Source organism: Mycolicibacterium xanthum, assembly GCF_019710635.1.
Taxonomy (GTDB): domain Bacteria; phylum Actinomycetota; class Actinomycetes; order Mycobacteriales; family Mycobacteriaceae; genus Mycobacterium; species Mycobacterium xanthum.
In genome coordinates this window covers 1-18,096 of record NZ_JAIFZS010000037.1, presented here as the reverse complement: position 1 = coordinate 18,096, position 18,096 = coordinate 1, and the positions used below count along the sequence as shown (strand labels likewise).

The following is an 18,096-nucleotide window of genomic DNA, read 5'->3' as shown; positions in this document are numbered from 1 at the left end:
TACTGATGACCTATTTCGACCTCACCGGCCGTTCTGCGCTGGTCACCGGCGCGGCCGGCGGCATCGGCTCGGCGGTCGCCGCCGCGCTCGCCGACGCGGGGGCCGCGGTCCTGGTCACCGACCTGGACAAGGATGCCGCCGCCGCGGTGGCCGAACGCATCTCGCAGACCGGTGGGCGGGCGGAGTCGGCCGCCCTGGACGTCTCCGACCGGGATTCCGCCGATGCGGCCGCCGCACAGGCGGCCGCGCTGGCCGACGGCGCGCTGCACATCGTCGTCAACAACGCCGGGGTGACCAAACCGGCGATGTTCGACAAGACCACCCAGGAATCCTTCCGGCTGCTGTTCGACATCCACGTGATGGGCGCGTTCAACGTCACGCAGGCCGCGCTGCCCTACCTGCCGACCGGCGGCACGGGACGGATCATCAACGTCACCTCCGCCGCTGGGCTGACCGGAACCCTCGGGCAGGTCAACTACTCGGCGGCCAAGGCCGGCATCATCGGATTCACCAAGTCACTGGCCCGGGAGCTGGCGACCAAGGGCATCACGGTGAACGCGCTGGCTCCACTGGCGGCCACGCCGATGACCGAGACCATCCGCACCAACGAGAAGTTCGCGGCCAACATGATGAACCGGATCCCGATGAAGCGTTGGGCGGACCCCGCCGAGATCGCCGGTGCATTCGTGTTCATGGCCTCCGATGCCGCGTCGTACATCACCGGGCAGGTGCTGCCGGTCGATGGCGGCATGGTTATGTGAAGCCGTGACACAACCCGACCCGAGCACCGCGCCGTTGGCCGGCGTCACCGTCGTCGCGATGGAGCAGGCCGTCGCCGCGCCGATCTGCACCCGGGTGCTGGCCGATTTCGGCGCGCGGGTCATCAAGGTGGAAAACCCCAAGGGCGGCGACTTCGCACGTGACTACGACGACGTCGTCAACGGGCCGGGTGGCCTGGCGGCGCACTTCGTCTGGTGCAACCGGGGTAAGGAGTCGGTCACCCTGAACACCAAGTCGCCCGCGGGCATGGAACTGCTGCACCGACTGCTCGACCGGGCCGACGCATTCGTGTCCAACCTCGCGCCGGGTGCCACCGCGCGGCTGGGGATCTCGGCCACCGACCTCGCGCAGCGCCACCCGAACGTCATCCCGGTGGAGATCGACGGATACGGTCCCGGCGGGCCGATCTCCCACAAGCGCGCCTACGACCTGCTCGTGCAGGCCGAGTCGGGATCCTGTGCGGTGACCGGCTACCCGGGGATGCCGGCGAAGCCCGGGCCGGCGATGGCCGATTTCTCCACCGGTCTGTACGCGGCGATCTCGATCATGGCGCTGCTATACGGGCGTGCCCGCCGCCCGGTCGCAGGCCCGGCCCCGTCGGTCGAGCTGAGCCTGTTCGACGTCATGACCGACGTGATGGGCTACGCGCTGACCTACACCCAGCATTCTGGTATCGACCAGGAGCCGCTCGGGGTCGGTTCGCCCGCGGTCGCGCCCTACGGGGCGTTCGCCACCCGCGACGGCCAGACGGTGGTCCTCGGCACCACCAACGACCGGGAATGGCAGCGGGTGGCCAGGGAGATCATCGACCGTCCCGACCTCGCCGAGGATCCGCGACTCGCCACCAACTCCGGACGCTGCGCCCATCGCGAGATCCTCGACGCGGCGATCGGATCCTGGTGTGCCGAGCACGATCTCGCCGAGATCCAGAAGACCGCCGATGACGCCGGTATCGGCAACTCACGCTACAACAAGCCCAGCGAGGTGGTCCGTCATCCCCAGCTGGCCGCCCGCGACCGGTGGCGCACGGTGGCCACGTCGCACGGCGACATCCAGGCGTTGCGGCCGCCTCCGGTCATTCGTGGTTTCGAGCAGCCGATGGATGCGATTCCCGGGCTGGGGGAGCACACCGATGCCGTCCTGACCGAATTCGGAGTGACGCCAGAGGAATTGGCCCAGCTGCGAGCCGACGGCGCGATCGGGCCGGCCTACCATGGGTGACGTCCCGGTACTGCTGGTCGACGACGACGAAGGTGTTCGGACTCTCACGCTGAACCGTCCGCACCGGCGCAACGCGATCGATGCGCAACTGTGGGGAGAACTGGCCGACGCGCTGCGCGCGGCGGCGCGAGACGACCTGCGGGCGTTGGTGATCACCGGTGCCGGCGGCGCATTCTGCTCGGGTGCCGATGTCGGCACCGGGGAGACCATTCATCCGCGGCACAAGCTGCGCAGGCTCAGCGAGGTGGCGCTGGCGCTGCACGAGCTGGCGGTACCGACCGTCGCGAAGGTGACCGGTGTCGCCGTCGGTGCCGGCTGGAACCTGGCGTTGGGCTGCGACCTGGTCGTCGCCACCCCGGAATCGCGGTTCTGCCAGATCTTCTCGAAGCGGGGGTTGTCGATCGACCTCGGAGGCTCATGGCTGCTGCCCAAGCTGGTCGGGCTGCAGCAGGCCAAGCGCCTGGTGCTGCTGGCCGACATGATCGACGCCGAAGAGGCCCATGCGCTGGGGCTGGTCACCTGGGTCCGGCCGGCCGAGGAGATCGACGAGTTCGTCGTGGGCCTGGCCCGTCGGCTCGCGCAGGGACCGTCGTTCGCGCTGGCGCAGAGCAAGGCGTTGCTCAACGACGGCGCGTGCACGACGCTGCGCGAGGCGGTCGCCAACGAGGCCCGCGCCCAGCCTGGGAACTTCGCGACGGCCGACTCGACGGAGGCGTACGCCGCGTTCGCCGGCAAGCGGGAGCCGGTGTTCACCGGCGACTGGTCGCCCTATCTATCGACAACCGAGAAGGGATCGGAGTAAGCAACATGCGCGAAACCGTGATCGTGGAGGCGGTCCGCACACCGGTCGGCAAACGCAACGGCGGATTGTCGGAGATGCACGCCGCCGACCTGTCCGCGGTGGTCCTCAACGCCCTGGTAGAACGGGCGGGCGTCGACCCCGAGATCATCGACGACGTGGTGTGGGGCTGTGTGTCGCAGGTCGGCGACCAGTCCAGCAACATCGGGCGGTACTCGGTGCTGGCCGCGGGCTGGCCCGAGAAGATTCCCGGCACGACGGTCAACCGGGCGTGTGGGTCCAGCCAGCAGGCGCTCGATTTCGCCGTGCACGCGGTGATGTCGGGGCAGCAGGACGTGGTGGTCGCCGGCGGCGTCGAGGTGATGAGCCGGGTGCCGCTGGGTGCGGCCCGCTCGACCGGAATGCCCTACGGGCCCAAGGTCCTGGACCGCTACAGCGGTTTCAGCTTCAACCAGGGCATCTCCGCGGAACTGATCGCGCAGAAGTGGGGATTCTCGCGTACCCGTCTCGACGAGTACTCGGTCCGCTCGCACGAGTTGGCCGCCGCCGCGCAGGATCGCGGTGCCTTCGAGGCCCAGATTCATCCGGTGCTGACCGACGGGGGGCCGGTGGTTGCCGACGAGGGTATCCGCCGGGGCACGACCGTCGAAAAGCTCGCCGGGCTCAAACCCGCGTTCAAGGAGGACGGCGTCATCCACGCCGGCAACTCGTCGCAGATCTCCGACGGGGCTGCGGCACTGCTGGTGATGGCCGAGGACAATGCGGTGTCGCTGGGGCTGACCCCGATCGCGCGGTACCGCGCCGGCGTGGTCACCGGTGCCGACCCGGTGCTGATGCTGACCGGGCCGATCCCGGCGACGGAGAAGGTGCTGCACAAGGCCGGGGTCGCCCTGGACGAGGTTGGAGTGTTCGAGGTCAACGAGGCCTTCGCGTCGGTTCCGCTGGCCTGGCTCGCCGAGACCGGCGCCGACGAGGAGCGGCTCAATCCGCTCGGCGGCGCGATCGCGCTCGGCCACCCGCTGGGTGGATCGGGTGCGGTGCTGATGACCCGAATGATCAATCACATGCGCGACAACGGGATTCGATACGGCCTGCAGACCATGTGCGAGGGCGGCGGCACCGCCAACGCCACGCTGGTCGAGTTGATCGCCTGATACCTGGAGGAAGAAACCGAGTGCGTAGAGATCTGTTCACCGAGGACCACGAGGCGTTCCGCGAGCTGGCCCGCGACTTCGTCGACAAGGAGGTCGTGCCGCACTATCCGCATTGGGAGAAGGGCGGCCGGATGCCGCGTGAGGTGTTCGAGCAGATGGGGTCGCTCGGGATGCTCGGAATGGCCATCCCGGAGGAGTACGGCGGCGGCGGTGCGCCCGACTACCGCTACAACGTGGTCCTGCAGGAGGAAGCCGCCCGCGCGCTGGTGACGCTGTCGACGGTGCGCACCCAGCTCGAGGTGATCCTGCCGTACTTCCTGCACTACGCCAACGCCGAGCAGCGTCAGCGGTGGTTCCCCGGGCTGGCCGCCGGCACGCTGCTGACCGCGATCGCGATGACCGAGCCCGGCACCGGCTCGGATCTGGCCGGGATGCGCACCACCGCGGTGCGCGACGGGGACGACTGGATCGTCAACGGCGCCAAGACGTTCATCACCGGCGGCATGCAGGCCGACCTGACCATCGTCGTCGCGCGGACGTCGACCGACCCGGACAACCGCCGCAAGGGGCTGACGCTGCTGGTCGTCGAGGACGGCATGGCGGGCTTCACCCGCGGCCGCGAGCTGGAGAAGATGGGCTGCAAAGTTCAGGACACCGCGGAGCTGTCCTTCGTCGACGTCCGGGTGCCGGCCGCCAACGTGCTGGGGGAGGTGGACGAGGCGTTCGGCTACCTCGGCCACAACCTGGCGCAGGAACGGCTGACCGTCGCGGTGGGCTCGGTCGCGCAGGCGCGCTCGGCGATCGCCGCCGCCATCGACTACACGCAGAACCGCAAGGCCTTCGGCACCCCGGTGGCGTCGTTTCAGAACACCAAGTTCGAGCTGGCATCGTGTTCGACCGAGGTCGAGGCGGCCCAGGCGATGCTCGATCGGGCGGTCGCGCTGCACGTCGAAGGTGAGCTGTCCGGCTCCGATGCGGCCCGGGTGAAGCTGTTCTGCACCGAGATGCAGCAGCGCGTGGTGGACCGCTGCCTGCAACTCTTCGGCGGCTACGGCTACATGATGGAGTACCCGATCGCCCGGCTATACACCGACGCCCGGGTGGCCCGCATTTACGCGGGGACCAGCGAGGTCATGAAGGTCATCATCGCGAAGTCGCTCGGTCTGTAGCGGGCCTGAACCCCATCGGTCACGCCCGTCACAGGGGTCGAGCCGGCGCATGCCTGCTGACCTGCGTGGGCTTATCGCACTCAAAGTAGTTGTTAGTCAATGATTCCTGCGGGAGCTACCCACTGGGTGGACTGTCCGGTGGTTGCGGCGATGATGTCGAAATCGGCGTCGTAGTGGAGCACGGTCAGGCTGCGTTCTTCCCCGGCGGCCGCGATCAGTAGGTCGGGAATCTTGTGCCCTCGTTGGCTTCGCTGGGCAAGGAGTCGTTGGACTTGCAGCGCGCGGCGGTGGTGGGCGGCGGTCGACTCGACCAGGGCGAACGTGTTCAACGCGTCGATGAGCTCATCCCACTCTTGGTCGTTGCGGGCAGAGTATCCGACCTCGAGATCGGTGATGCGAGCACGGCCGATTTCGCCGGCTTCGGCTAGGGGTTGCACCACTTGCCGGACGGTGGGGTTCGCCAGCCGTTTGATGACGCTTGTGTCGAGTAGGTAGCTCAGCGCCATGCGTCGTCACGGTCGTCGAGCGGCGCGGCGGCCAGTGCGTCCAGGGCGTTCGTCACCCGCTGCTTGCGCTGCGCGGTAGCTGCTCGCAGGGCGCCGTTCACGGTGTCCTTGATCGTGGAGGTGCCCAGTTGCACGCGAGCCTGCTCCAAGGCTTGCTCGTCGATATCGATCAGATGCTTTCCCACCGCGGTAGTATATATCGGGATGTCTACAATATATACACTGAGCTGGAATGAGGTCCCGGCCAGACTTTCAGGGCTGAGCGTGATTCCTGGACCACCGTCTGGTTCTGGGATTTGCCGTTTCGATGACGAAGATTGCCACTGCTCCACCTATGGAGTCCGGTCTCCGGACCTTCTGCTCTGGTCCCGCACCAGCACCTACTTGAGCATGCTGCCGGCATCGACGGGAAGCGGAACACCGGTGATATAGCGGGCTTCGTCGGAAGCCAGGAACAGCACCGCGTTGCTGATGTCGTCTGGCTCGACCCAGCCGATCGGCAGGGTGTGCATGAACTGGGCGGCGACCGCGAGATCGTCGGGGCCGGGGCTTTCCAGGTCCGGCCGGAACAGTTTCATGGTGCCTTCGTTCATGAACATCGGGGTGTTTACGTTGGTGGGGCAGACGGCGTTGACGCGGATGAAGTGCTGGCCGAGTTCGACGGCGAAGGTACGCATCAACCCGATGACGCCGTGTTTGGCGGCGATGTAATGCCCGGTGTGGGGATAGGCCTTCAATCCGCCCACTGAGCTGGTGAGGACGATCGATCCGCCGTTTCCGCCGGAAAGGATGTGTGGGACAGCGGCTTTGACCGTCTTCCAGACGCCGGAGAGATTGACGCCGATCATGTCGTCCCAGTCGGCTTCGCTGGTCCTGTCCAGCGTCTGGCCGCCGTTGCCGATGCCGGCGTTGGCGACCACGATATCCAGGCGTCCGAGCTGTTCGACGCCACCATCCACCACCGCCGCCAGCGCGTCGTAATCCCGGACGTCGACCTGCGCGGTGATGATGCGCCGGTCCAGGTTCTTGACCAGGTCCGCGGTCTGGGCGAGGTCATCGGGGTTCGACGGTGCGATCTGGCTGTCGGGGCTGATCGGCCCGCACACGTCGACCGCGATGATGTCGGCGCCCTCTTCGGCCAGTCGGACCGCATGGCTGCGGCCCTGTCCGCGCGCCGCACCGGTGACGAATGCGACCTTGCCCTCTACCCGTCCGCCCATTGGGGAACCACCTCTTCTCTCAGACCGCCTGAAGACCTGCTCTGCCCGGCTGCGGCCCTCCTTGGCAATTTGGTCGATCGATCAGCAAGGTTGGCAGTTTGTTGCGCGGCTGTCAATAGCGGCTGCGCGAATCGCGTTCGGGTCCGGATCGGCGATGTGGCCGCGGGTGCCCAGCGCCTACCGCCCGGAGCCCGTCGTATCCTGCGCCGGTGCGCCCAGAAGGCGCAGTTGTCGCTCGATGAAATCGCGCAGTTCCCGATGTCCGAGCGTGACCCCGACGGCATCCTCGTTGCACAGGCTGCGCGCCGTCTGTGCGATCAGCATGGACACCGCCACCGGCGGGTAGGCCTCGAGGTCGATCCCCCTGGCGCGCAGCGCAACGGTGACGGCGGCGGTTTCGATATCACGCACCCGTTCTGCGTAGGCCTTCAGTTCGGCGCGGATGGCTTTGCGATGGTTGGCAAGCGCGGTGAACTCGGAGTTCAGGGCAGTCATCCCCAGATCGCTGTTCAGCTTCCACAACGTGAGCAGTGGGTCGTCGTCGGTGAGCGCATCTCGCATACGCGCCAGGGAAACCTCGGCGCCGGCTCGCAGCACCTCGACGAACAGATCGTCCATCGACGGGAAGTAGTAGTAGACGAGCGCCTGTTTGACACCGGCCTCGGTGGCGACCCGCCGCGAGGTTGCCGCGGCGTAGCCTTCGTCGCGCATGATTTTCGCCGTGGCCTCGAGCAGGCGCATGCGTGCACCGTTGTCCGCGGGCCGGGCCTTGCGGGGTGCCGCCATTCGGTGCGCTCCTGCCGTTCGATTGCTTGACCGTTGATCCGGCGCCGTGGTAAGTATGCAGCATACTAACAATTTGGTCGGTCGATCAGTTTCGATGAGAATGGATGACAAGAATGGCGGTCTGCGATGTCGACCATCAATAGACGAGTGTCGGTCGATCCGCAGTTGTGCGAAGGGCACGCGTCGAAGACTGACGACACAACTTTGCAGGAACTGAGTTCGGGACCGAAAGGACAGCCACGTTCATGACCGATCTGGCCAACGTCGACTTCTTCTCCGACCCGGCGATCGCCCAGGATCCCTACGCCTACTTCGATTACCTGCGCGAGCAGAACCCGGTCTTCCGGGAGCATCATCAGGGGGTAGTCGCAGTCACCGGTTACCAGGAGGTGATGGCGGCATTCAAGGACCATGCGACGTTCTCGGCCGTCAACGCCATCGGCGGTCCCTTCCCGCCATTGCCCTTCACGCCCGAGGGCGATGACATCAGTGAGCAGATCGAAGCGCATCGCCACGAATTCCCCATCCACGAGCACATGGTCGTGATGGATCCGCCGGCGCACGAGAAGGCCCGCTCGCTGCTGAGCAAACTGCTCACACCGCGGCGCCTTAAAGAGAACGAGGACTTCATGTGGCAACTGGTCGATCAGCAGATCGACCAGTTCATCGACAACGGCCGCTGTGAATTCCTGTCCGAGTACGCCAAACCTTTCGCAACCTCGGCCATCATCGACCTGCTCGGCGTACCGGAAGAGGACCGCCCCGAGTTTCTCGCCGCCCTGGGCGCCGAGCGCCCAGAGGGCACCCGGGTCGGTGCCCTCGATGGCCAACCGGTGGCGTTGGACCCGCTGCAATATCTCGATGACAAGTTTGCCGGTTATCTGGCCGCCCGGCGCGCTGAACCGCGTGACGACGTCCTGTCCGGTATGGCGGCCGCGCTCTACCCCGACGGGTCGACACCCGAGCTGATCGAACTCGTCAAACCCGCGACGTTCCTGTTCGCCGCCGGTCAGGAGACGGTCACCAAGGTGTTGTCCGCTGCGGTGCAGGTGCTGGGGGACCATCCCGAGCACCAGCAGAGGTTGCGTGAAAACCCTTCCGGCGTAGCGACGTTCATCGAGGAAGCGTTGCGGATGCACTCGCCCACGAAGGTCGATTTCCGCCTGGTCCGCAGGACCACCGAGTTGGGTGGTGTGCACCTGCCGGCTGGAACAGTCGTGATGCTGTGCCTGGGTGCGGCCAATCGTGACCCGCGCAAGTTCGACGATCCGCACGAGTTCCGGCCCGACCGCAAGAACGTCCGCGAGCACATCGCATTCGGGCGGGGTATCCACACCTGCGCCGGTGCGCCGCTCGCCCGGGTCGAGGGCCAGATCACCGTGCGCCGACTACTGGACCGGATGAGCGAGGTCCGCATCGACGAGGCGTTCCACGGTCGGGTCGGTGCGCACAACTATGCCTATGAGCCGACGTTCCTGCTGCGTGGTCTCACCGAACTGCACATCGAATTCGATCGCGCGCCGTAGCGCGAGCAGCGCGCTATTCGGCCGCGGAGCTCGCGCTCGGCGCGGTCTGGGCCACGGCGATACCACGACGATCTTCGACCCGTCGGCGTTCCCTGAGCTCAGCACATACGTCGCCAAGACGACGCCGCTGCCGCCGACTGGAACCTATGAGGGCGCGCTCGGTGGCGCGGCGGTGGTCAGCGAGGTTGTCAATCCGACGACGTTCCAGACAACCCGCACGGTCACCTACACCAACTACGTCAACGGGGATGGGCTGATCCTCAATTGAACCGAATCGGCGATCTACGGACCGAGCCAAAGCAGCGTTACCTACCTCGCCGATATCGATGTCACAGACGCCACCGGCGCCAACCGAGGGAACCTGGATGCCGACGCTGTGGTCAATGAGTTCACCCAGTCGGTGACAGGGCACATCACCTCGACCCTCGATGGCGACACCCAGTCCATCCCCGATCCAGAGAAGGCAGAGACCGCCAAGAGCGGGGCGTAACGCGACGATTAAATCGAGCGGCGAATAGACAGAGGTACGTGGGGTTGCGCAATCTGCGCACCCCACGTAGTCCTGCCAGCGGGCGGGTCGAGGGCCGTGACATCACGGCGGTTTCGTCTGCGGTCCTGAAGGCAAGGTGGTCACACACCGGTATTCGGATGAGGTCGCTCGCGCCGCGGAATCCGGCGGAAGACCCTGACCGTGGCCCGCGTGAGCAGGGTGTTGGGCAGGAACCGGGTGTTGTGCCGTAGCTCCGGGTGATATGTCGATGCCGCGACGCGTTGCCGTAGCGCGCGGAACACGATCGCAGTCTGTCAGCCCAGCCCGATACGGATGTTCTTGACCTGCTGGAATTCCTGCAGGCCCTCGAGACCGCCGGTGCGGCCGGCGCCGCTGTGCTTGTAACCGCCGTAGGGGCCCTGCGGGGAGATCCGGGACAGCTGGTTGATCCACACCGAACCGGATTCCAGTTGCCGGGCCACCGTGTGGGCGCGGGCGAGGTCACGGGTGTGCATGAAGCCGTTCAGGCCGTAAGGGGTGTCGTTGGCGATCCGGACGGCGTCGGCGTCGTCGTTGAACCGGATAAGGGAGACCACCGGCCCGAAGGTCTCCGTCTGTGTCAGCGCCGAGCGGTTGTCGACATCGCCGAGCACCGTCGGTTCGACGTAGTAGCCCTGTGCGAGTGCACCTTCGGTGAGGCGACGCCCGCCGGTGAGTAGTTCACCGGCACGTTCGTCGACGGCCTGGTCGACCGCCGCGAGTATGCGGTCGGCAGACGCGGCAGAGATGACCGGCCCGAAGGTGACCGTGGGGTCCAGCGGGTCGCCGACACGCGAGGCGCCGATGGCGGCGAGGAATCGCTCGGCGAAGGCGTCGTAGACCGAATCGTGCACCAGGATGCGGCTGGCGCACGCGCAGCTCTGCCCGGACTGCATCAGCGGGCCCTGGTGCGCCGACAATGCCGCGGCGGTGTCCAGGTCGGCGTCGGCGAAGACGATGCTCGCCGACTTGCCGCCGAGTTCGGTGACGACGGGTGTCAGGTTATCGGCGGCCGCCTTCAGTACCGTGCGGGCGGTCTGGTCGCCGCCGGTGAAGTGGATCTTGCCGATTCCGGGGTGACGCACCAGGGCATCACCCCCGTCAGCGGCACCGGGGACGATGTTCACCAAGCCAGGCGGAATGCCCGCTTCGAGGCAGAGTTCGCCGAACCGCAGGGCGGCCAGAGGTGCCAGCTCGGAGGGCTTGAACACCAAGGCGTTTCCCGCCGCCAACGCTGGCGCGACGCAGGAGGCTGCCACGACCAGTGAGCCGTTCCACGGGGCGACCACGCCGATCACCCCGTACGGTTCGCGCTCGATCAGGTTGACGTCGGAGCTGCCGCTGACCGGTGTGCTCGACCCGTGCGGTTTGTCGACATATCCGGCGAAGTGCCGCAGGAACTGCTCCAGCAGGATTGCGTTGCCGGCGAACGAGATCGGAACCCCGTAGTCGCGGGTGTTGAGTTCGGCGAGGTCGTCGAGATGCGCGTGCACCACATCGGCCAGGTCGATCAACGCGTCGCGGCGCCCATCGACACCGAGCGCCATCCACTGTCGCTGAGCGTCCTTCGCCACACCGACGGCGTGGTCGATCTCGGGGGCGCCGGCCAGTGCGACCGTCGCGTTCGGGGCTCCGGTGGCGGGGTAGATGTGTGCGTGCCGGTCGGCAGACGTCGCCGTGATGCGGTCGGTTCCGACCAGCAGCCCGACGGTCTGTGCCGGCAGAACGACCGGCGTCACGGCGCGGCTCCTTCGGCAGCCCATTCCTGCAGCACCCGCTGTTGCTGCTCGGCGATGACCTGGTTGAGGTTGGAACCTTTCGGCCAGCCATAGTGGGCGGCGAAATGCAATGCCAGCTCGTCCATTTCATCGAATGACACATCCCGGCTCTTCATCGCGGCATAGACGTGGCTCAGGATCGGGTAGGCGGCGTCCTGAAAGGCCACGCATGCGACGGTGATCAGGCGCCGTTCCTTCATCCCGAGACCTGGCCGCTGCCACATCTCTCCGAAGACGAAGTTGAGGATGCCGGCCCCGTGATAGGGGTTGTCCCGGATCGGGGCGTACTCCAGGCAGTTGATGTCCTTGAACGATCGCTCGCCACCGGCGATACGCGCTTCGGGGTCACTCGGTGTGGCCAAGGGCGACAACGGTTCCGGCGCGGGCACCGACAGGCCCCGCTCGCGGTGGATGCGCTCCCACTGCTCGTCGACGATCATGTTGAACCAGGAGGCTTTCGGCCAGCCCGCGTACACCGCGAAATGCAGCACGGTTTCCTGCATCTCGACGATGGACAGGTCGCCGCTGTTCAGCGCGGCGTAGACGTGGTCGCGCAACGGTTGGTCGGCGTCGGCCGCAGCGACGCAGGGCAGCGTGACGAAGCGGCGTTCCCGGCGGGTCAGGCCGGGCCGTCGCCACACCTCGGCGAACACGAAATCCAGCAGTTGTGTCGTCGCCGGCGAAGTGTCCTCGGGTGCCGGGAACGTCATGATCTCGGCGAATGCCTGCCGGCCTCGTTCCCGTCGCTCGGTGTCAAATGTGGTCACATCAAACTCTTTTCTTGCTTGCCGGGTTCAGCGGATCGTGACGCCGGCATCGACCTTGAACTCCAGGCCGGTGATATAGCGGGCCTCGTCGGACACCAGGAACAGCACCGCGTTGCTGATGTCGATGGCCTCGGCCATCACGATCGGCAGCGCGTTCTGGAAGATCGGCCCCAGGTCGGCCCGCTGCTCGTGCAGCAGCGAGTGCAGCGTCGTCGGCTGCATGCCGGTCGGCACGCCGGTCGGGTGCACCGTGTTGACCCGGATGTTCAATTCGGCAAGTTCATTGGCCAGCGCGTTGCTCATCCCGACCACCCCGTGTTTGGACGCGGTGTAGGGGGTGTGCAGGGGTGAGCCCTTGATGCCGGCCGCCGAACTGACGTTGATCAGGCTGCCGCCCCGGTCGACCAGATGGGGGATCGCGGCCCGGCAGGTGTTCCAGGCGCCGATCAGGTTCACATCGACCACGGTGCGCCACTGCTGCGCGGTGGTGGTGTCCCAGGTGCCGCCGGTCAGCACACCCGCATTGGCCACCGACGCGTCCAGCCCACCCAACTGGGCCACCCCATCGTCGACCGCCGCCGTCAACCCCGCTTCATCGCGCACGTCGACGATATGGGTGACCACGCGGCGCCCGTGCTCCCGGACCAGGCACGCGGTCTCGGCGAGGTCATCGGAGGTGGCCAATGGGTATTCGACCGCGGGCAACGACTCACAGATGTCGACCAGGATCAGGTCGGCGCCCTCCTCGGCCAGCCGCACGGCGTGGCTGCGGCCCATGCCGCGGGCGGCGCCGGTGATCAGGACCCGCTTGCCCTCGACGCGCCCGCTCATAGCTTGTTGCAGAAGCCGGCGTCGACCGGGAAGGTCACCCCGGTCACGTACCTGGCCGCGTCCGACACCAGGTAGGCGATTGCCGCGCTGATGTCTTCGGGTTCGAGCATGCCCACCGGCATCGGGTTCTGTAGGTGCGGGCCACCGTCGGGATAATGTTCCAGGAACGCGGTCATCTGCGGGTTGACTGCCATCATGGTGTTGACCGCGGTCGGATGCACGGTGTTGACCCGGATACTGTATGGCGCAAGGGCGTTGGCCAGGGTGCGCATCAGCCCGACGATGCCGTGTTTGGAGGCGGCATAACCGAGGCCGCCGCCCTGCATGCCGCCGAATCCCTTGAGCCCGGCTGTCGAGCTGGTGAAAACGATCGATCCGCCGCGCTCGCCGGCGATCAGATGCGGGATCGCCGCCTTCGCGGTATGAAACGACCCGACCAGGTTCACGTCGACCACATCGGTCCACATCTGCAGGTCTTCCTCGATACTGGTCTCACGGAAGGCCGTCGGCGCGATGCCGGCGTTGGCGCACACGATGTCCAGGCGCCCGAACTGTTCCACGCCGGCATCGAGCGCGGATTTGACGGCTTGGAAGTCGCGCACATCGGCCACCGACCCGAGGATCTTCCCGCCGGCCGCCTCGACCAACGCGACCGTCTCGTCGAGTTCCGCGCGGGAGGCCATCGGATAGCCGTTGGACTCGATGTCCGCGCAGATGTCGACGCCGATGATGCTCGCGCCGTCGGCGGCCAGCCGCACCGCGTGACTGCGGCCCTGACCACGGGCGACACCCGTGATGAAGGCGACCTTGCCGTCCAGAGACCCCACTTTTCCTCGCTTCGTTGCTGTGCTCAGGAGCTTCGCGAACCTGAGTAACCGAGTTACTCAGGTTAGAGTAACCACGTTACGTACGAGAGGGCAAGAGGCGATGACCCAACCTTCGGTACCCGGGCAACACGGCGACCGACTGCTCGATGTCGTCGTCGAGATTCTCGAAACCGAGGGCTACGACGCGGTCCAACTGCGCGAGGTGGCCCGCAGGGCGAAGACGTCGCTGGCCACCATCTACAAGCGCTGTCCGACGCGCGACGACCTGATCTTGGCCGCACTGGAGTACTGGACGCGGCAGCACCGGTACGCGGGCATCGCCGTGCATGGGCGGCAACCCGGCGCATCGCTGTATGACGCGTTGATGGGGCTGTTCCGCACTATCTTCGAACCCTGGGAGAGCCATCCGGAGATGCTCGTGGCCTACTTTCGGGTACGGTCATCGCCTAACGGGCAGAAGCTGTTTCGCTTCGGGTTGGAAATGGTCGCCCCGGCCGGGATGGAAGTCCTCGCCGGTGTCGATGATGAGTTCGCCGACGACCTCAACGTCGTTGTCACCAGCGTGATCTACGGCCTGCTCGGCCGGTTCTCGGCGGGCGAGATCGCCGTCACCGACATCCTCCCCATCCTGGACCGGACGGTGTATTGGTTGACCCGTGGCTACGAGGCGGCGCGGACCGAGTCGGTTGGCCAGTCGGTCAAGAGGTGTTCGAACTCGGCCTGAATCTGCCACCGCTCCTCGAGGCTGCGGCGTGCGGGCAATTCGATCATCGGATACTGGGCGGCGCTCCCGCCGGCCACACCCGTCACAGCGGCCCTGACCGCCGCATGCCCGCTGACCTGCGCCGTGACAATCGTGCACAAGATTGTTAAGTGCGACCCTTGTCACAGCCGCCAAACCTACCTACTGTGTGTTCACTAGGTTGGTTTGAACGAAGGAGTTTGGTGTCCGCACCCCAGGCGGCGGCCAGGCCGTACGCGACGCTCCTCGCCAAGGGCGAGGATCGCAAACAGCGCATTCTCGCGGTGGCCGAGCGGCTGCTGGCCCGCAACGGCTGGCGGAACACCTCGCTGGCCCAGATCGCCCGTGAAGCGGGCGTCACTCCAGCAGGGCTGCTGCACCACTTCGAATCCAAAGAACAGCTGCTCAATGCCGTGCTCGACGCCCGCGATCTGGACGACGACCTGCATGCCGACCGCACCGGCGACCTCGTCGCGGAGATCTGCCGGGTCGCCGAGCGTTTTCACCGCGCCCCAGAACTCGTCGGGACGTTCACCGTGCTCCTGGTGGAGAACATCTCGCCCGACGCGCCGCTCCACGACCGCCTCAAGGTGCGCCAGCAGGAGGCGGTCGACATCGTCGCGGGGCTCATCGGCCGCGCGCAGGACAAGGGGCGCTACCGCAACGACTTCGATCCGTCGGCAAAGGCCGTCGAGATCCTGGCATTCGTCAACGGAATGGAGACCGCATGGCTGCTCGATCCTTCAATTCCCCTCGTCGAGGTGTTCAAGGGGTACGCCGAAATGCTGGCCCGGGACTTCATGCCGGTGGACAGGAGCATGAGATGAGGTATCGACTCGACGTGGTGGCGCCCTCGGTGGCGGAGGTCGTGAGTTTCGCCGGTGGCTGGCTGGTCGATCGGGTGATGGCCGGCTGGGATGTGACCGTGTTGATCGCCGACTGTGAGGACACCCGCCCGTTGGAGATCCTCGGCGTCGGCACCCACGACCTGGAAACGGCGCTGGGGGAGTGGACCGACCGCCCACATCCGCAGACCGTCGCGGTGGCGGCCGACATGTTCTCCCGGGATGAGCGTGTTCGACAGGGTGTGCTCAACGCGCTCGACCAGGGGCTGACCGAGGTGACGCTGTGGGGCGGACAGTGCCCTGAGGAACTGCACAGCACGGTGGGATCGGTCCAGCACCAGCTCAGCGCGGCGGCCCGGGCGTTCAAGACGCAGGCCTTGGCGGCGGCCGACACGCGGGACACGTCGGTCGGGGATACCGAGACGTTTCTGTGCGGAGTGATGGCGCGCCCGTCGGTGGCGTCGGACCTGGTGCCCGCGAGCTGAGGGGCTCCCGGCGTCAGCCCATCTCGATCAGCACCTTGCCGATCGCTTTGCCGTCGCCGACCAGGCGCAGCGCCCCGACGGTGTCGTCGAGCGGGAACACGGCACCGATGTGGGGTGTGACGCGGCCGCTGGTCAGCAGCGCGTGCAGCTCGCGCTCGTTGCGCTCGAACTCCTCGGGCGCGACGTCCCGGAACTGGAACCCCAGTATGTGAATGCCCTTGACCAGCACGAGGTTCAGCGGAATGCGGGGAATCACACCGGATGCGTAGCCGACCGTGACGAAGCGGCCACCGCGCCGCAGTGATCGCAGAGCGGGCTCGGAGAGTTCACCGCCGACCGGGTCGACGACCGCATCCGCGCCGTCGGGCAGCGCATCGCGCAACGCCGAGCGTAGCTCCGCATGGCGGTGGTTGATCAGCCGTCGGGCGCCGTAATTGCCTGCCACCTCAAGCTTTTCATCCGATGAGGCGACCGCGGTGACATGCGCGCCGAGCGCCACGCCGAGCTGGACCGCCGCCAGGCCCACGCCGCCACCCGCACCGAGTACGACGAGCTCGTCGCCGGCGGACACCCGCGCCATCGACCGCAGGGTGTGATAGGCGGTGCGGTGCGCGACGCCGGAGGCCGCCGCGGTACGGGCATCGATGCCGTCGGGAATGGGTGACAGGCTCGCCGTCTCCACGACGACCCGCTCGGCGAAGGCGCCGAACAGGCCGGTCCCGGTCACCCGGTCGCCGATGGCGAAAGCCGTCACGCCCGAGCCGAGTTCATCGACGACGCCGGCGAACTCGCTGCCCGGGACAAACGGTGGCGGCACACTGATCTGGTAGGAGTTCGCGACCAGCAGGACATCGGGATAGTTGACCGCCGCGGCGTCCACCCGCACGCCGACCTGGCCGGGTCCGGCCGCCGGTGCGGTGTGCTCCACCACCTGCACCACCTCCGGTGGCCCGTAGTGCGGGCAGACCGCGGCACGCATGGACGTGCTAGCCCCGGTAGTCGGTGGACTCGGCCAGTTCGGCGGCCGAGGCCATCAGGGCCGTCACGACGGGTCCGAAGGCCAGCAGCTTCTCGTCGTCGCCGGCGCGCTGGAAACCCTGCTCGAGCACGATGGCCAGCTTCCACTTCGCCAGCACCAGGTAGTAATCCAGGTCATCGACCTGGCGTCCGGACACCGCGGCGTAATGGGCGACGACCTCGTCGCGCGACGGCATGCCCCGCATGTCGACGTAACCCATCTCCGACGGCTCCGGATTGGCGGTGTCCGCGGGCCAGGACTGCACCATCCACGCCAGATCGAGCTTCGGGTCACCGACGGTGCCCATCTCCCAGTCCACGATCGCGGCCATCCGGGCCTGTGCGCCGTGGTGGTACATGACGTTGGCGAACTGGTAGTCGCCGTGCATCAGGCCGGGGACGAAGTCCAGCGGCTTGTGCGCCCGCAGCCAGTCGGTGGCTGCGTCCAGACCGGGCAGATCGCGCTGCTTGATCCGCTGCAGGAAGGCGGTCCAGCGGTCCACCTGGCGTTCGTGAAAGCCCTCGGGGCGGCCCAGATCCTGCAGTCCCCTCGCGCGCCAATCGACCTTGGACAGCAGCGCGATGCCCTCGGCCAGTTGGTAACTCAGGCCGGGACGCAGGGACAGGTCGCTGTTGAAGGGCTCCGGCCAGCGGCCGTGGGTGTCCATCGGCGACCAGCCGTCGACGAACCCCATCAGGTAGAACGGCCGGCCCAGCACCGACGCGTCGTCGCAGACGCCGACAGCCGCCGTGTGGGGCACCTCGGTGCCGTCGAGCGCCTCGATGATCCGCCATTCCCGCAGGATGCCCTTGTCGCGGTCGGCGGGGGCGCCCGGGGGCGGCATTCGCAGCACGCACCGCTGCTCGCCCCGGTTGATCTCGTAGATGACGTTCTGGGTGCCGCCGGACAGGAACCGCGCCGTCAGGGGCTCGCCCTTGCCCGGTAGTGCGGCCGAATCCATCCAGTCGGCGAGCCGCGCGGTATCCAACTGCGGGGCCGCGGTGTCCGATTGCGGGGCCTGCCCCGCGGTGTCCGATTGCGGGGCCTGCCCCGCGGTGTCCGATTGCGGGGCCTGCCCCGCGGTGTCGACGTGTTCGCTCACAGGTTCCCCAC

At 67.0% G+C, this 18,096-nt stretch carries 20 protein-coding genes; 10 read left to right on the top strand and 10 right to left on the bottom strand.

Annotated elements, in window-relative coordinates; all coding sequences use genetic code 11:
- The first annotated feature begins 5 nt into the window (after positions 1–5).
- The 5 genes from JDV09_RS14375 to JDV09_RS14355 are packed head-to-tail and all read left to right on the top strand — an operon-like array spanning position 6 to position 5,123.
- Entirely contained in the window at positions 6–761 is a 756-nt protein-coding gene (locus JDV09_RS14375; RefSeq protein WP_221369815.1) for an SDR family NAD(P)-dependent oxidoreductase, read from the top strand.
- A 4-nt stretch (positions 762–765) separates the two neighbouring features.
- On the top strand, positions 766–2,001 hold the full coding sequence (locus JDV09_RS14370) for a CaiB/BaiF CoA transferase family protein (RefSeq protein ID WP_308124134.1): 1,236 nt from the start codon (positions 766–768) through the stop codon (positions 1,999–2,001).
- Positions 1,994–2,803, top strand: a complete 810-nt coding sequence (locus JDV09_RS14365; protein WP_221369813.1) for an enoyl-CoA hydratase/isomerase family protein — start codon at positions 1,994–1,996, stop codon at positions 2,801–2,803. The genes JDV09_RS14370 and JDV09_RS14365 overlap by 8 nt, the downstream gene beginning before the upstream one ends.
- Positions 2,804–2,808: 5 nt before the next feature.
- On the top strand, positions 2,809–3,954 hold the full coding sequence (locus JDV09_RS14360) for a thiolase family protein (RefSeq protein WP_221369812.1): 1,146 nt from the start codon (positions 2,809–2,811) through the stop codon (positions 3,952–3,954).
- Positions 3,955–3,974: 20 nt separating this feature from the next.
- The gene (locus tag JDV09_RS14355) at positions 3,975–5,123 is read left to right on the top strand and encodes an acyl-CoA dehydrogenase family protein (protein WP_221369811.1); all 1,149 of its coding nucleotides are present in this window, start codon (positions 3,975–3,977) and stop codon (positions 5,121–5,123) included.
- Positions 5,124–5,215: 92 nt separating this feature from the next.
- Here the strand turns inward: JDV09_RS14355 and JDV09_RS14350 are convergent, their stop codons facing one another.
- The 4 genes from JDV09_RS14350 to JDV09_RS14335 form a co-directional block, all read right to left on the bottom strand.
- Positions 5,216–5,629 carry a PIN domain nuclease gene (locus JDV09_RS14350; protein ID WP_221369810.1) on the bottom strand — a complete coding sequence of 138 codons (414 nt, stop codon included), beginning with the start codon at positions 5,627–5,629 and terminating at the stop codon, positions 5,216–5,218.
- Positions 5,620–5,814 (bottom strand): hypothetical protein, encoded by a 195-nt coding sequence (locus JDV09_RS14345; protein ID WP_221369809.1) that lies wholly within the window; start codon positions 5,812–5,814, stop codon positions 5,620–5,622. Before JDV09_RS14345 ends, JDV09_RS14350 begins: the two co-directional genes overlap by 10 nt.
- 195 nt (positions 5,815–6,009) lie before the next feature.
- A complete protein-coding gene (locus JDV09_RS14340; RefSeq protein WP_221369808.1) occupies positions 6,010–6,849 on the bottom strand; it encodes a mycofactocin-coupled SDR family oxidoreductase in 840 nt (279 codons plus the stop codon).
- Positions 6,850–7,026: 177 nt separating this feature from the next.
- Positions 7,027–7,635, bottom strand: a complete 609-nt coding sequence (locus tag JDV09_RS14335) for a TetR/AcrR family transcriptional regulator (RefSeq protein WP_221369807.1) — start codon at positions 7,633–7,635, stop codon at positions 7,027–7,029.
- 245 nt (positions 7,636–7,880) lie between these two features.
- Here JDV09_RS14335 and JDV09_RS14330 point away from each other — a divergent pair, with 245 nt between their 5' ends.
- Positions 7,881–9,161 (top strand): cytochrome P450, encoded by a 1,281-nt coding sequence (locus tag JDV09_RS14330; RefSeq protein ID WP_221369806.1) that lies wholly within the window; start codon positions 7,881–7,883, stop codon positions 9,159–9,161.
- Entirely contained in the window at positions 9,118–9,429 is a 312-nt protein-coding gene (locus JDV09_RS14325) for a hypothetical protein (RefSeq protein WP_221369805.1), read from the top strand. Before JDV09_RS14330 ends, JDV09_RS14325 begins: the two co-directional genes overlap by 44 nt.
- A 536-nt stretch (positions 9,430–9,965) precedes the next feature.
- Here JDV09_RS14325 and JDV09_RS14320 read toward each other — a convergent pair.
- From JDV09_RS14320 to JDV09_RS14305, 4 genes are read right to left on the bottom strand one after another with little or no spacing between them, the layout of a single operon-like run.
- Positions 9,966–11,453: an aldehyde dehydrogenase family protein gene (locus JDV09_RS14320; RefSeq protein WP_221369804.1), complete on the bottom strand. Its 1,488-nt coding sequence runs from the start codon at positions 11,451–11,453 to the stop codon at positions 9,966–9,968.
- Positions 11,426–12,235 (bottom strand): carboxymuconolactone decarboxylase family protein, encoded by an 810-nt coding sequence (locus JDV09_RS14315; RefSeq protein ID WP_308124133.1) that lies wholly within the window; start codon positions 12,233–12,235, stop codon positions 11,426–11,428. Before JDV09_RS14315 ends, JDV09_RS14320 begins: the two co-directional genes overlap by 28 nt.
- A gap of 27 nt (positions 12,236–12,262) precedes the next feature.
- On the bottom strand, positions 12,263–13,066 hold the full coding sequence (locus tag JDV09_RS14310; RefSeq protein ID WP_221369803.1) for a mycofactocin-coupled SDR family oxidoreductase: 804 nt from the start codon (positions 13,064–13,066) through the stop codon (positions 12,263–12,265).
- Positions 13,063–13,893, bottom strand: coding sequence for a mycofactocin-coupled SDR family oxidoreductase (locus JDV09_RS14305; RefSeq protein WP_221369802.1), 831 nt, complete (start codon positions 13,891–13,893; stop codon positions 13,063–13,065). The genes JDV09_RS14310 and JDV09_RS14305 overlap by 4 nt, the downstream gene beginning before the upstream one ends.
- A gap of 100 nt (positions 13,894–13,993) precedes the next feature.
- Here JDV09_RS14305 and JDV09_RS14300 point away from each other — a divergent pair, with 100 nt between their 5' ends.
- The 3 genes from JDV09_RS14300 (at position 13,994) to JDV09_RS14290 (ending at position 15,965) form a co-directional block, all read left to right on the top strand.
- Positions 13,994–14,617 (top strand): TetR/AcrR family transcriptional regulator, encoded by a 624-nt coding sequence (locus tag JDV09_RS14300; protein WP_221369801.1) that lies wholly within the window; start codon positions 13,994–13,996, stop codon positions 14,615–14,617.
- A gap of 221 nt (positions 14,618–14,838) precedes the next feature.
- Positions 14,839–15,462 (top strand): TetR/AcrR family transcriptional regulator, encoded by a 624-nt coding sequence (locus JDV09_RS14295; protein ID WP_221369800.1) that lies wholly within the window; start codon positions 14,839–14,841, stop codon positions 15,460–15,462.
- A complete protein-coding gene (locus JDV09_RS14290; RefSeq protein WP_221369799.1) occupies positions 15,459–15,965 on the top strand; it encodes a hypothetical protein in 507 nt (168 codons plus the stop codon). Before JDV09_RS14295 ends, JDV09_RS14290 begins: the two co-directional genes overlap by 4 nt.
- A 13-nt stretch (positions 15,966–15,978) precedes the next feature.
- On the opposite strand, the gene JDV09_RS14285 is transcribed toward JDV09_RS14290, so the two are convergent.
- The gene (locus JDV09_RS14285) at positions 15,979–16,944 is read right to left on the bottom strand and encodes an NADPH:quinone oxidoreductase family protein (protein ID WP_221369798.1); all 966 of its coding nucleotides are present in this window, start codon (positions 16,942–16,944) and stop codon (positions 15,979–15,981) included.
- A gap of 7 nt (positions 16,945–16,951) precedes the next feature.
- Positions 16,952–17,944 carry a phosphotransferase family protein gene (locus tag JDV09_RS14280; protein ID WP_221369919.1) on the bottom strand — a complete coding sequence of 331 codons (993 nt, stop codon included), beginning with the start codon at positions 17,942–17,944 and terminating at the stop codon, positions 16,952–16,954.
- Positions 17,945–18,096: the final 152 nt, after the last annotated feature.